This window comes from Bacteroidota bacterium, from assembly GCA_030706565.1.
Classification (GTDB): domain Bacteria; phylum Bacteroidota; class Bacteroidia; order Bacteroidales; family JAUZOH01; genus JAUZOH01.
The window spans coordinates 1-13,439 of the sequence record JAUZOH010000074.1; the positions used below are offsets into that span (position 1 = coordinate 1).

General features: G+C 39.3%; 13 protein-coding genes. 4 read left to right on the forward strand and 9 right to left on the reverse strand.

The window, feature by feature from the left end:
* The 8 genes from Q8907_05790 to Q8907_05825 form a co-directional block, all read right to left on the reverse strand.
* A partial coding sequence (locus Q8907_05790) for a NuoF family protein (protein MDP4273778.1) occupies window positions 1–1,496 on the reverse strand: 1,496 nt, incomplete at its 3' end.
* 11 nt (window positions 1,497–1,507) lie between these two features.
* Window positions 1,508–1,906, reverse strand: coding sequence for a (2Fe-2S) ferredoxin domain-containing protein (locus Q8907_05795; GenBank protein MDP4273779.1), 399 nt, complete (start codon window positions 1,904–1,906; stop codon window positions 1,508–1,510).
* 42 nt (window positions 1,907–1,948) lie between these two features.
* On the reverse strand, window positions 1,949–2,500 hold the full coding sequence (locus tag Q8907_05800) for an ATP-binding protein (GenBank protein MDP4273780.1): 552 nt from the start codon (window positions 2,498–2,500) through the stop codon (window positions 1,949–1,951).
* Window positions 2,497–3,237 (reverse strand): PHP domain-containing protein, encoded by a 741-nt coding sequence (locus tag Q8907_05805; protein MDP4273781.1) that lies wholly within the window; start codon window positions 3,235–3,237, stop codon window positions 2,497–2,499. Before Q8907_05805 ends, Q8907_05800 begins: the two co-directional genes overlap by 4 nt.
* Window positions 3,234–3,572 carry a serine kinase gene (locus Q8907_05810; protein ID MDP4273782.1) on the reverse strand — a complete coding sequence of 113 codons (339 nt, stop codon included), beginning with the start codon at window positions 3,570–3,572 and terminating at the stop codon, window positions 3,234–3,236. Before Q8907_05810 ends, Q8907_05805 begins: the two co-directional genes overlap by 4 nt.
* Window positions 3,573–3,599: 27 nt before the next feature.
* Entirely contained in the window at window positions 3,600–4,934 is a 1,335-nt protein-coding gene (locus Q8907_05815; protein ID MDP4273783.1) for a [Fe-Fe] hydrogenase large subunit C-terminal domain-containing protein, read from the reverse strand.
* 9 nt (window positions 4,935–4,943) lie between these two features.
* Window positions 4,944–5,357, reverse strand: a complete 414-nt coding sequence (locus Q8907_05820; GenBank protein MDP4273784.1) for an ATP-binding protein — start codon at window positions 5,355–5,357, stop codon at window positions 4,944–4,946.
* A 21-nt stretch (window positions 5,358–5,378) separates the two neighbouring features.
* Window positions 5,379–5,723 (reverse strand): hypothetical protein, encoded by a 345-nt coding sequence (locus Q8907_05825; protein ID MDP4273785.1) that lies wholly within the window; start codon window positions 5,721–5,723, stop codon window positions 5,379–5,381.
* Window positions 5,724–6,140: 417 nt separating this feature from the next.
* Between Q8907_05825 and Q8907_05830 the strand changes: the two genes are divergently transcribed.
* A complete protein-coding gene (locus Q8907_05830; GenBank protein MDP4273786.1) occupies window positions 6,141–7,799 on the forward strand; it encodes an AMP-binding protein in 1,659 nt (552 codons plus the stop codon).
* Window positions 7,800–7,802: 3 nt separating this feature from the next.
* Here the strand turns inward: Q8907_05830 and Q8907_05835 are convergent, their stop codons facing one another.
* Complete coding sequence (locus Q8907_05835; GenBank protein MDP4273787.1) at window positions 7,803–8,462, reverse strand: DUF2461 domain-containing protein; 660 nt, start codon at window positions 8,460–8,462, stop codon at window positions 7,803–7,805.
* Between the two features lie 225 nt (window positions 8,463–8,687).
* On the opposite strand from Q8907_05835, the gene amrS reads away from it, so the two are divergent.
* Genes amrS through Q8907_05850 form a run of 3 tightly spaced genes read left to right on the forward strand, consistent with a single transcriptional unit; the run spans window position 8,688 to window position 12,834 of the window.
* On the forward strand, window positions 8,688–9,848 hold the full coding sequence (gene amrS / locus Q8907_05840; GenBank protein MDP4273788.1) for an AmmeMemoRadiSam system radical SAM enzyme: 1,161 nt from the start codon (window positions 8,688–8,690) through the stop codon (window positions 9,846–9,848).
* A gap of 18 nt (window positions 9,849–9,866) precedes the next feature.
* Window positions 9,867–10,892, forward strand: a complete 1,026-nt coding sequence (locus Q8907_05845) for a tetratricopeptide repeat protein (GenBank protein MDP4273789.1) — start codon at window positions 9,867–9,869, stop codon at window positions 10,890–10,892.
* Between the two features lie 19 nt (window positions 10,893–10,911).
* A complete protein-coding gene (locus tag Q8907_05850) occupies window positions 10,912–12,834 on the forward strand; it encodes a M1 family aminopeptidase (protein ID MDP4273790.1) in 1,923 nt (640 codons plus the stop codon).
* Window positions 12,835–13,439 lie beyond the last annotated feature (605 nt).

Here is a 13,439-nt window from a genome sequence, read left to right on the forward strand (position 1 = left end):
GCGGTGTCTTTGATGACATTGGATAAGTTCCTTAACCGGTCGAGATCTGCCATGGTCCCTTGTCCCTGGGTTATTTTATCGAGAATTTCATACAAGCGTTTGTTGCCTATACGGCAGGGGGAGCATTTTCCGCAGGATTCATCGCAGGTGAATTTCAGATAGAACTTGGCAAAGGCCACCATACAATCGTCTTCATCCATTACAATCATTCCGCCAGAACCCATCATCGAACCGCAGGCAACCAGGTTGTCGTAATCAATAGGGGTCTCGAGGTGTTTGGTGGTCAGGCAGCCTCCTGAAGGGCCACCGGTTTGTACGGCCTTAAATTGTTTCCCATTTTTTATTCCCCCGCCAATGTCGTAAATAACTTCGCGAAGGGTCGTCCCCATGGGTACTTCAATAAGGCCAACGTTGTTTATCTTACCGGCCAGTGCAAATACCTTGGTCCCTTTCGACTTTTCGCTGCCGATACTGGCAAACCATTCGGCCCCATTATTGATAATCACCGGGACATTGGCATAAGTTTCTACATTGTTGACGTTGGTTGGTTTCCCCAGGTAGCCTGAAACTGCAGGGAAAGGAGGTTTAAAAGTAGGTTCGCCCCGTTTACCTTCCATCGAATGGATAAGGGCTGTTTCTTCCCCGCAGACAAATGCGCCTGCGCCAAAACGAAGCTCAATGTCGAAATTGAATCCGGTGTCCATTATATTTTTGCCAAGCAATCCGTATTCCCTGGCTTGTTTAATGGCGACTTGCAACCGGTGGATGGCCAGCGGATACTCAGCCCTGATATAAACCAGTCCCTTGCTGGCTCCGATACAGTACCCGCATATTGCCATGGCTTCAATAACCGAGTGGGGATCTCCTTCAAGAACCGAGCGGTCCATGAAAGCCCCGGGATCGCCTTCATCGGCATTACAAACTACGTATTTCTGGTCATCTACGCTTTTACTGGCAATTTCCCATTTTTTGCCGGTAGGGAAACCGGCTCCGCCACGGCCCCTTAATCCGGATTTTTGTACGATTTCGATGGTTTGGGCTGGAGTAAGTTCTGTAAGAACTTTTCCCAACGCGGCATAGGCATTGCGTGCAATAGCTTCGTCAATATTCTCGGGGTCAATGAAGCCACAGTTTCTTAAGGCTATTCTGATTTGTTTGCGGTAAAATTCCATGTGTTTGGAATCGTCGACTGGTTGCCGGGATTGCGGGTCAACATATAGCAGGTGCCTGACCTTCCTCCCTTTGATGATGTGTTCTTTGACAATTTCCTGGGCATCTTGTGGCGTGACCCTTGTATAAAAAGTGTTGTCGGGCATTACTTTTACAACAGGCCCTTTTTCGCAGAAGCCAAAGCAACCGGTTGTTACTACCTGGACTTCATTTTCAAGGCCATTATTTTCTAGCTCTTTTTTTAGATTCTCAACAATATTTTCGCTTGCTGAAGCTTTACAACCAGTGCCGCCACAAACAAGCAGGTTCATCCTGTACTTTGACATATTTTCTCCTTTTATTTATTGTCTATGGTTTTGTAGCTGACGGGAATTATTCCATCCACTAATTCCCCGTTTTTTATATGTTTTTCAATAATTTCATTGGCCTTTTTGGTGTCTACATACCCATAAACCACAGGTTCCTGGCCAGGGAGGGTGACTTCAATGGTGGGCTCGGCGTAACAATAGCCCATACAGCCGGTTTGGGTCACTACTGCGTCGATATTCCGTTTTTCAAGTTCGTCAATCAGATAATCCATGGTAACTTTTGCTCCGGAAGCAATTCCGCAGGTGGCCATTGCTACCTTTATCTGAATGTGGCTTTCGGGATGGTTGCTCTGTTCCCTTAAAGTGATTTTTGATTGCAAATTTTCTTTCAGTTTTTTCAGATCAGCCAGCGATTTTATTTTATCCATATCAGTTATCCTCCATTTTATTTGTCGTTTTATAATTGTTGATTAGCCAAATGAAACTCCAATATTTGCAAGATTTTCGTAAATCATTTCCTTGATGTATCTCATGATTCCTGAATTGCTGATGGAAACATCTTCCAAAACAGCTTTTACTTCACGGGTATCAAATAAATATTCTTTCCCGTTTTTTAGGTGTTTATAAACAAAGTCGACAGTAGGGTTTGATGAGGCGCTAAGGGCGACTATGCCCGGCACATCTCCCAAAGCTGGCCTGTCAATGTTGTTGTATCCGAAAATTGCATTGATTTCTGTGCCCTGATTTAGGACAGAGTTTATAGTCAGGTAACCTCCTGTTTGCTCTGCATTTTGTTTGAAAAGCGAAAGGCCCAGTCCTACTTTCCGGGTTTTCCGTGTAGTGAAAAAAGGATCGGTGGCTTTTTTGATCATTTCAGTGTCCATCCCTTTGCCATTGTCTGCTATGCAGATCTTAAGAATATTAAGGCGCAGGTTTTCCTCTATGGTCAATTCAATCAGGCTTGCATCAGCCCTCAGTGAATTTTGAATGATATCAAGAATATGCAGTGACAAGTCTTTCATCGAATTTCAACCCTCCTCCCGTTTTTTGACTTTAAGGCGGAACTTATTTCATCAAACGATAATTGTTCCATAAAAAAAAGCGTGGATACAGTTCCAATTTGATGGATATAATGGGCATCCGAACTTTGGATAAAGGAGAAGTCTTTCAGATGTGGATTGTTTTCCAGAAATTTATTCTTTGAAGTATTCCCCGATAATTCCAGGGCATCTGCTTTAATATCTGCCGGCACAAATCCCAGTTGGCTGGTAATACTGAATTTTAGACGGTCGATATGTGCCGGGATGAACAAACCATTCAATCCATGAATGGTTGATTCTATCTCATCCATATTTTGATTGATGGCCGAGATCAGCAATTTATCTATTTCTTCAATAATATTTTCGTTTTCATCCACAACCAGCTGATATCCAAATTTGGTGATGTCGTTTTGTATATCAGGAAGATAGGTGTCCAGATAATGCTGAAAATCATTGAGGTTTTCAGGTGTTTCGAAGAAGGCCAGGCAATGGGCTTCTTCTTTTGTAGTGATTTCAGCACCGCATAAAACCATAATGCCCTGCTCTTTACCAATTTGTTCAGTGATATGGCAGTTTTTGGTGCAGTTGTGGTCGGTAATGCCGATTAGGTCTAAATTTTTTTCTTTGGCTTTGGCGATAATATTTCCGGGGCTCATCTCAAGATCGCTGCAAGGGGACAAGACAGTATGAATATGTAAATCAGCCCTAAAGGTTTTCATTTATTTTCCATGAGCTTAAACAGTTTTCCACAAATTGAAAACGTCTCCTCGTTGGTACCCAGGACGGGAATATTTTCAATGTTACTTTGGCCGGCCATGTCTTTTTCAGGAGTATTCCCTTTAACCAGGATTATTGCAGCCAATTCCTTTAATGAAGCTATGGCCATTACATTTTTGTGAGTTTGTAAGGTGATCCAGACTTGCCCTTCCAGGGAATCACCCATTACATCACTCAGCAGATCTGAAGAATATCCTCCTGTTACCTCACGGTCCAGACCTTTGTCACCGCTGAAAACCTTTAAACCTAATTCTTTAACGATGTCAGAAACCTTCATGATTTATTATAGTTTACAGAATTCTTTTTATTCAAGTTTGTCGCGTCCCCAGATTTGTTCCATAATGTAAAATGAATCACGCAAGGATTGAGTCCCTGTCTGCTCTTTCCGTCTTTGTATAAAAATACACTGTTCAATACGGCCGTTCCCTCTGACAATATCCTCTGCAAGTGCAGAACATCCGGGAGTACCGCAAATACCACAATCCACACCGGGAAGCGAACGCATAATTTCTGATGCCTGTTTCATTTTGTTCATGGCCTTCAGCATATCCTCATCGAGTTTCAGCATCGATTGAGGTTTTATGGGTTCAGTAGCCAAATGTTTTTTTATAAAACCTGCATACTGAATGATTTCATCATTTGAATGGCCATTCCCGTTTGATTTTACATTTGCACCCCTGTTTCTAAGCCGTTCTACTGTAAGGAAACGGTTTGCTGTGCCCAGTATTCCCCCGGCGCAACTCTGGTCACAAGCCCTGAGTTCAAGAAAATCGACATCACTAATCGTCTCATTCTCCAATTTCTCCAGAAAATCAATGACGTTATGAATCTCATCAATGGCCAGAGACCTGCCTTTTGCATGAACCGCCTCGCCATTGGTCAGGGTCCATTCAATCTCTTCTTTTGAAAGATGGAGCCTCTCAGGCTGTTGGGAGAATTTTTTTCCGTTTTTATGCAGCTGCGAATATACTTTGTTGTATATAAGATCCATGTTGATTACTCCATTGAATAAGGAGGAGGTGGAATCCTGAGGATTTTTGATTGCAGCAATTTGTGCAGCACAGGGCGTAATGTAAAAGATACCTGTTTCTTTTTCAGGAATGCCTGAATCCGTAAGTTTCTTTTTAATGAGCAAAGCAGCTATGTCTAAAGGAGCCTTCAGCAAAGTAACGTTATCGACCAGGGAAGGGAATTTTACCTGGATGAGGCGTACAATTGCCGGACAAAAAGATGAAATTAAAGGCCTGGCTTTTTGAACCGGCGAGGAATACGCTTCCATTAGTAATTCAACCCCGGGTCCGCATTCTATTACATGGGTAAATCCCAGTTCGTGTAAAGTGTTGTAAATAAGATTTGTAGAAAATTCTTCCGGAAACTGTCCTATAAAGACCGTAGGGACTACGACAACGCGGTATTTGAAGTTGAAGATGTCGTTGAAGTCGTCATGAGCAACTCTAATGGCATTTACAGGACAATGATGGTAGCACTGACCGCAATCGACGCAACGATCTTCAAATAATTTGGCTTTTCCCTGTTTGACCCTGATGGCTTCGGTTGGGCAAACAGTCATGCAATGAGAACAACCTATGCAAATATCCTCAATAATTTCCAATGCATGATGAAAATAGCCAGATTCCATAGCCTTTATTTATTTGAAATAAATAATAATTTCAAGCTGCGTACCCACTTCTACCTTCGAAGTGATGTTAAATTTATCTGCATTTTTTTTAATGTTTGACAGCCCCATCCCAGCGCCAAATCCCATGGCCCTTACTTCAGGTGATGCAGTGGAATAACCTTCCTTCATGGCCAGGGGGATATCTGGTATCCCCGGGCCTTTATCTTCCAGCCTTAATATAATTTTTTCTGCATCAATATCTACCTTTATAATTCCTTCAAGGGCATGGGCTACAATATTTACTTCTGCTTCATAAAGCGAAACTACCACTCTTTTAATCAGCAGATGGTCTACGTTTAACTGTTTAAGGATTTTTTTTACCTGGCTGGAAGCATTTCCGGCATTGGCAAAATCACCTCCTTTTATTTTATATTCAAAGTGCATCATTTTATTGACCGGGTTGGATCAATAAATGGCTTTTAACCCGGCCTGATAAAGTTTCCCGGCACATTTAAACATGGAACTGGCACATTCAATAAGAACCATGTCGTTGGCTTTGGCCAGCTGGACCATGTCGGGATTTACCTTTTTGTTGCGAACGAAAACAATATTGGTGATTTCCGACATTTCGGATGTCCGGATGGCTTGCAGATTGGTTAATCCTGTAAGTAAAAGCAGATTTTCGGTATTCAGCGTTAAGACATCACTCATCAGATCTGAGGCAAAACCATATTCAACCTCGCGGTCCAACTTGTCTTCACCGCAAACTACCCGGCCTCCCAATATTTCGTTCACTTCCCTTAATGTCATATTTATGCAATTTAAGATACTTACTAAAGAGAAATAAAATTAAAACTGTCAACGAAAATCAATCTCAAAAGGTCATACATCAAAAATGCTGATGTTTTTTTGTCCTCCTACAAATTTATATGCTGGTTTATGAAAAACCAAATATAATTGTTATAAAAATAACACTGCTATCATTTTTAAAATTTAAGTTATGCAAATTATAAATAAATCAATTTCTTAATGGCGATGGCATGTTGTAAAACATACTTATTTACTTTCCTTTAGCTAGAGGGTTTTTGAAATCATCAATTAAAAATATTAACGAATTATGATCGTTCTCTTTCTGTTTAATTGAAAATGGTGTAAAAAACTTGCAGTAACTTTTCTATTTTTGTTGTACATTTCAGAAAAATAAATTTTTTACTTACGACTTAAAATATGATAAAGGAAAATTTTATTGAGCTAATTGAAAAAAGCATTAAGTCGAATTGGAATATTGTGGCTTTTTCTGATTTCAGAGGAAAGGGTTATACCTATTCCGAAGTAGCTAAAGAAATTGCAAGACTCCATAAGATTTTTCAGGCATGTGATGTACAGAAAACAGATAAAATTGCACTGATAGGTAAAAATTCCTGCAACTGGTGTATTGCATACCTGGCGACCCTGACTTATGGAGCGGTAATTGTTCCTATACTTCCCGATTTTTTATCTGATGATGTCCATCATATTGTAAACCACTCTGAATCGAAGTTGCTTTTTTCAAGCGACAGCATTTATGAAAATCTTGAATGGGCCGAAATGCCCGATATTAAAGCAATTTTTTCACTCACTGACTTTTCGGTTTTGCATGCAAAGGAAGATGAGGATATTTCAAAAAAAGTTGCAGATGCCGGTAAATCTTTTAGTGAAAATTATCGGGACAGTGCTGTTCTTCCTGAAAATATTAAATATGAGCCAATTCCCAATAGCCAGTTGGCTATTATCAACTATACCTCTGGAACCACAGGGTTTTCGAAAGGAGTCATGTTGAATTTTAATGCAATGGCTGCTAATATTATTTATGCTCAGGAAAATATGCCTTTAAAGCCGGGGGATAAGATTGTTTCATTTTTACCATTGGCCCATACTTACGGTTGTTCCTTCGAGTTTATTTTTCCTTTTACACTGGGCTGCCACATCACTTTCCTGAGTAAAATTCCATCCCCAAACATTGTTATTGAGGCTTTTAAGGAAGTTAAGCCTCGCCTTATCCTGTCGGTTCCTCTGGTGATTGAAAAAATATATAAAAAGCAAATTGCCCCGGTGCTTGAACAGCAGCCTTTAAGGTTTCTTTTAAAGCTTCCTTTTGTCAGTTGTTTGATATATAAAAAAATAAAAAAGGAAATAGATGCTGCTTTTGGCGGTAATTTTCAGGAGGTGGTCATTGGCGGGGCTGCTTTTAATCCGGAAGTTGAAAAATTTTTCAGGAAAATACATTTCCGTTTTTCACTGGGATATGGAATGACGGAATGTGCGCCTCTTATCAGCTATGCAAATTGGCAAAGGATTAAACCTGCTTCAGCCGGTAAACTGATCGATTTTCTTCAGATGAAAATCGATTCGCCTGATCCTGAAAAGGTTGTGGGCGAGATTTTGCTTAAGGGCGAGAATATTATGCTGGGTTATTATAAAAACGATAAAGCTACCCAAAGTGTATTTGACAGCGAAGGTTGGTTCCATACCGGTGATTTGGGGTTAACCGATGATGAACAGTTTATTTATATCAAAGGAAGAAGCAAATATATGATCCTTGGGCCATCCGGACAGAATATTTATCCCGAGGAAATTGAGGCTAAATTGGATAACCTGATGTTGGTACAGGATTCAATCGTTATTGAAGAAGAGAACAAAATAGTTGCCTTGATTTCTCCTGATTTTGATATGATGGAAAAACATCATATCAAATTCGAATCGCTTGAGCCTTTTATGGAGAAATATAGAACACTCATCAACCGGAGGCTCCCGGCTTACTCACAAATTTCGAAGATGAGATTATATGACAAGGAGTTTGAGAAAACGCCTAAGAGCAGCATCAAACGTTATCTTTATACCCGGTAAGCTTTATTCTAAAGCCTCATTGATGAAATTTATAAACGGGAACATGACTTTGAAGATTTCTGAAGCTTTTTCTATAAAATCCTTTTGAAGGACAAAGTCTTCGGTTATGCTGTTGGTGATGCAATAGTCTTTATACTTAAGCAGGTCGATATGTTCAAAATCTTTTGGATATCCCTTTGGGGCAGTCTGAAGCTTACGTCCGTCTATTCCATTGAAATACTTGCCGAATGAGCTATCATGCAGGATGGAGTTGAATTCCTCAATGTTTTCATAAATGTCATTGCGGATGGCTTTAAGCTGCGGCGGTTGTGGCATCCAGCAACCGCAGGAGAGAAGGCAACTGTCTGCTTCCATGTGAAAATAATAACCTGCTAATTGCGATTTCCTTCCTCCTTTGGAGATATAAGCTCCAAAATTTGGTTTGTAGGGTGTTTTGTCATTTGAGAATCGAATGTCGCGGTAAATTCTAAAAATACAATCGCCGGCACTAAGGGATGAATTAATGCGCTTGTCAAATTTACTGATTTGCGAAATCAGCAAGTTTACTGCTACTTCGTATTCTTTTTTGGCCTGCAGATAAAAATTCTTATTCTCATTAAACCATTCGCGGTTATTGTTCTGCTTCAGCCCATGTAAAAAATCCAGGCAAACTTTAAGATTCATCTTTTCCTTTTTTTTATCAGATTATTCCCAAAATAAGTGAAAATAGTTGATTTTAAGTCATCTTAATCAGAAAAAATATCAACTAAGCAATTGTCTATTTTTGTATCTTTATAAGCTTTTATAAATGAATGCAAATAAGCTAAATAAAAGGTTTTTGTATAAAAATTCAATGCTTTTTCAGTCTAAATAATGTCTTTTCAGTCTCAAAGTCTAAAAGAAAACAAGATGGATAAAAGCATCAAAAAGATGAGCAAAAGAGATTTTATTAAATGTGGAATTTTTGGCCTGGGAGCTACAGCCTTTTTGGCAAAGGGGAAATATTTATTTGCCATGGCTGAAGACGGGATGCCGGAAGTCCCGGCTGCTGATTTGTGGAAATGGAGCAAGGAGAGTCCTTATTATGTGATTACCCCGCATGGCACAAAATGCCTGCTATGCCCCAATGGCTGTGTTTTAAAAGACAATCAGACAGGGGTATGCCGGAGCCGGATAAATTATAAAGGCAAGATATTTTCTTTGGTTTATGGAAATCCCTGTGCTGTTCATGTTGATCCTATTGAGAAAAAACCTCTTTTCCATTTTCTTCCTGAAAGCAGGGCTTACTCCATTGCTACAGCCGGATGCAATATGTCCTGCCTGAATTGTCAGAACTGGAGTATTTCTCAGGCCAGTCCGAAACAGACGGATAACTATGACATGATGCCTGCCAGAGTTGTGGAAGAAAGTATGCGCAATGCCTGCAAGACTATTGCTTATACTTACACCGAGCCTACTGTTTTTTATGAATATATGTATGACACTGCCCGGCTGGCCCGTGAAAAAGGAGTTAAAAACATTATTAAATCCAACGGTTATATTAATGAAAAGCCTTTGCGTAACTTATGCAAGTTCCTGGATGCTGCCAATATAGATTTAAAATCGTTCGACAACTCCGTTTATCATAAACTGAACGGAGGCATGCTTCAACCTGTATTGAACACCCTGAGGATAATCCATGAGGAACATGTTTGGCTTGAGATTACCTATTTGCTCGTTCCGGGTTGGACGGATAATTTTACAAGCATCAAAGCTATGTGCCAATGGCTGGTAAAAAACGGATTGGAAAATTGCCCTTTACATATTGACCGTTTTATGCCCGAATATAAGCTTACTCAGGTGCCGCCCACACCGGTTTCCAGTCTCGAAAAGGCAAGAAAAATTGCGCTGGAAGCCGGAATAAAATTTGTATATGTTGGAAATTTGCCGGGGACCAGCTTCGAGGATACCGTTTGCCCTCATTGTGGTAAGGTTTTGGTAGAAAGAAGAGGTTTTGCTGTTTTAAAAAAGCATATTGTAAACCATAAATGTTTATATTGCGGCACAGTTATCCCTGGAATTTGGAATTAAAACTCAATCCGCTCTTTTATGAGAAAACTTTTCATTCTGGCTTTATTCTTGCTGATTGGCTCTTTGGCATACTCACAGGATACAGATATTAATGCATTGGTTGATGAAGGTGTTGCCCTGCACGATTCTGGAAATTATGTCGAGGCCATTAATAAATATAAGCAGGCCCTTAAGCTTGATAAAAATTCTTCTTTGGTCAATTACGAAATTGCCTACAGTTATTCAGAACTTAAAGCCTATAAAGAGGCCATGCGGCATTGTAAAGTTGTGCTTTCTCAGAAATCGGATGAAACGGTGATGGCAGCAATCTTATATGGATCCATTCTGGATGACCTGGGAAAAACCAAAAAAAGTATCCGTTTTTATGAGAAAATAATCAAGGAATATCCTTCCAATTATCTCTTGTCTTATAATTTAGCTTTAAGTTATTATAACAATAAACAGTTCGAGTCTGCCGAACAATGGGTTGAAAATGCCATTAAGTTAAATCCTACTCATGCCGGAAGCCATTTGTTGCTTGCTTCCATTATGAATGCCTCCGAACAAAGAGTAAAATGCGTACTCGCCTTGTATTATTTCCTGATGATTGAACCTACTTCACCACGTGCAGGACAGGCTTATGATTTGCTGCTTTGTGAACTGAAACAGGACGTTGATAGCAGTAATCCGGACAGTGTAAAGATAAATGTCGTGTCCAATTCATCAGATGAGTTCGATCAGGCTAATCTGCTGCTGGGTATGCTGGAAGCTTCAAAACAACTGACTGAGAATCGAAATAAAAACTTCTACCAGTTGTTTGCCGAAAACAATGAGACCTTTTTCCGGGGATTGGGCAGAATGTCTCAAGGGAAAAGAGGTTTCTGGTGGGATTTCTATGTGGATTTCTTTAAGGACCTTTCTGATAATGGGAATTCTGAAGCTTTTAGTTATTTTATCAGCCGGGCACATAAAAATCAGCAGGTAGACAAATGGGTAAGCAACAACAGCCAGAAATTGAACTTGTTTGCCAACTGGTTGGAAAATTATCAACCTTCAAATAATTGATTAATCCTAAGTTTAAAAAATGAAAATAGTATTCCCCTTTTTTGTTTTAATGAATATTTCTTTGTTAGTTACAGCGCAAACCTCTCAAAAACACAGTCCCTCAAAATCCGGCGATCCTCTCATCAGTGCTTCGGTCCATCGCAATTTCCAGAATTATGATGTGAACTTTTATAAACTTGATGTAGAAGTCAATGATTCCAGTACTTTTGTTAAAGGAAATACAACCGTCAGGGCGAAAATAATCGGAATGAACACAGATTCCTTCAACCTCGAACTGGCATCAAATATGTTGGTTGATTCGGTATTTATAGATGGTCGCAAAACGAAATTCAATCATGACGGCAATTATTTAGATATACTCCCTGATCATCAACTAAAAAAAGGCAATCCGTTGACTGCCCAGGTTTATTACCAGGGTAAAGTTGTTCAAAATAATTTTTTCTCAGGCATGTCGAATCAAACAGATAGGATCTGGGGCAACAGCGTAACCTGGACCCTTTCCGAACCCTGGCATGCCAGGGACTGGTTCCCCTGTAAACAGGATTTAAACGATAAGGCTGACTCGGCCTGGATATTTATTACTACTGCCCCTGGTTTGAAAGCAGGATCAAACGGCGTACTGACCCATGTCACCCACCTTGCTGACGGAAGACTTCGTTATGAATGGAAGACCAGGCACAGCATTGCTTTTTATCTTCTTTCATTGTCGGTTTCAAAATATGCCGAATATGACCTTTATGCCCATCCCAAAGGAATGAAAGATTCTATCCTGATCCAGAATTATATTTATAATGATTCTACCTATTTAAAGAAATATAAATCGAATATTGACAAGGCGGCTACAATTTTAGAATTCTATTGCGACCGGTTTGGCCCTTATCCGTTTGCCAATGAGAAATATGGACATTGCCTTGCCCCGCTGGGCGGTGGAATGGAGAACCAAACCATGACTACTTTGTCGGATTTTAGTTTTGATTTGGTGGCTCATGAAATGGCTCACCAGTGGTTCGGCGATAATGTGACCTGTGCTTCGTTTCAGGATGTTTGGTTGAATGAAGGATTTGCTTCGTATAGTGAATACCTCAGCCGCCAGCATCTTATCTCGCAGCAAAGTGCTGATGAATGGATGAGAGAAGCCCAGGCAATGGCAAAGTCAAAATCTTTCCAAAGTATTTTTGTCCCTTCCGGGGATTTGAATGATGATTGGCGGGTTTTTGATATGTCTATGACCTACAAGAAAGGGGCAGTTCTTTTACACATGATCCGTTACGAACTGGGCGATTCTTTGTTTTTCAAGGTTCTTAAAGATTATCAGGTTAAATTTGCAGGAAAGACCGCTTCGGTAGATGATTTTAAGGAATTGCTGAAAGCTGAATCAAACAGGGATTTCTCAACCTTTTTTGATCAATGGTATTATGGGCAGGGTTATCCCGTTTTTCATATCTCCTGGAATCAGGATGGTGACCAGCTTTCGATTATTTCAAAACAATCTTCTACTTCAACCCAGACTCCTTTCTTCAATACTAATATGGAGTACAAAATTTTGTATGAGAACGGTGACTCGAGTTTGAAGCTGAAACAGGACAGGGATACTCAGACATTTTTGATTAAAACTTCAAAGAAAGTAACAGGAGTGGAAGCCGATCCCAATAATTGGATTTTGAAAAGCATAGTTGAAGATAAATTTATCAATGATGCGGAAAATAACCCCTTTTTAAGGATCTCGCCCAATCCCTTTAAACGTCATTTTGAATTGGTTTTTTTAAATAAACATCTGATTCATAAGATTAATCTTACGGATGCCGATTCAAATACAGTATATGAAACCATGACCATGCAGGATAAACTGAATATAGACACACATCTGTTTAAACCCGGCATTTACATCCTGACCTTAAAAGAAGGAGAAAAGCAATATAAAATGAAGATCACAAAAAAATAATTGGACGAAACACCTTTTCAATCATAGGAAGGCCTGGCATTGCCAGGCTTTTTTATTGACCATATTATAATGCGGAGTTAATCTTTATGGCCAGGATAATTCAATAATGCCTTTTTAGAACCTGACTTGGGACTTGTAGGTTGAAGATGAATTGTTTGTGTGCTGATAATTATTCTGATTGATCATATTTAGTGATTTCCGGGATGTTCATATTTATTCTAATTCTGATGAGGTATCCCTACATTTTATTATTAAAAAACGGAATTCCCTTTTTATTCAATTTCTATTTATTTGATTGGTATAAAAACTGTAAACGCAATTATACTAAGTTAGTGTAACTAATGTGAATTTTAAATTGAAATGCAAAATTTGTAAATTGTATGTAATTGACTGATAAATATATAAAATTTTATGATGTACTCTTGTTGTATTTCGTTTTTACATTTTTTTGAGAGTGAGAAAACAAAACATAAGTTGAATTTTTCCGGCCTTCTGACTTTAACCTTAGCTTTATATTCAAACAGGTAAAATATTCCCGGGTAATTAGCCGGAAATAATATTAACCTAATATAATTAAAAGATGAAAAAACTATACATATTATTAA

Bases quoted from the DNA above. Each gene is read 5' to 3' on its own strand.
- Q8907_05795 (MDP4273779.1), bottom strand. From the start codon at position 1,906: ATGGATAAAATAAAATCGCTGGCTGATCTGAAAAAACTGAAAGAAAAT.
- Q8907_05800 (MDP4273780.1), bottom strand. From the start codon at position 2,500: ATGAAAGACTTGTCACTGCATATTCTTGATATCATTCAAAATTCACTG.
- Q8907_05805 (MDP4273781.1), bottom strand. From the start codon at position 3,237: ATGAAAACCTTTAGGGCTGATTTACATATTCATACTGTCTTGTCCCCT.
- Q8907_05810 (MDP4273782.1), bottom strand. From the start codon at position 3,572: ATGAAGGTTTCTGACATCGTTAAAGAATTAGGTTTAAAGGTTTTCAGC.
- Q8907_05815 (MDP4273783.1), bottom strand. From the start codon at position 4,934: ATGGAATCTGGCTATTTTCATCATGCATTGGAAATTATTGAGGATATT.
- Q8907_05820 (MDP4273784.1), bottom strand. From the start codon at position 5,357: ATGCACTTTGAATATAAAATAAAAGGAGGTGATTTTGCCAATGCCGGA.
- Q8907_05825 (MDP4273785.1), bottom strand. From the start codon at position 5,723: ATGACATTAAGGGAAGTGAACGAAATATTGGGAGGCCGGGTAGTTTGC.
- Q8907_05830 (MDP4273786.1), top strand. From the start codon at position 6,141: ATGATAAAGGAAAATTTTATTGAGCTAATTGAAAAAAGCATTAAGTCG.
- Q8907_05835 (MDP4273787.1), bottom strand. From the start codon at position 8,462: ATGAATCTTAAAGTTTGCCTGGATTTTTTACATGGGCTGAAGCAGAAC.
- amrS (MDP4273788.1), top strand. From the start codon at position 8,688: ATGGATAAAAGCATCAAAAAGATGAGCAAAAGAGATTTTATTAAATGT.
- Q8907_05845 (MDP4273789.1), top strand. From the start codon at position 9,867: ATGAGAAAACTTTTCATTCTGGCTTTATTCTTGCTGATTGGCTCTTTG.
- Q8907_05850 (MDP4273790.1), top strand. From the start codon at position 10,912: ATGAAAATAGTATTCCCCTTTTTTGTTTTAATGAATATTTCTTTGTTA.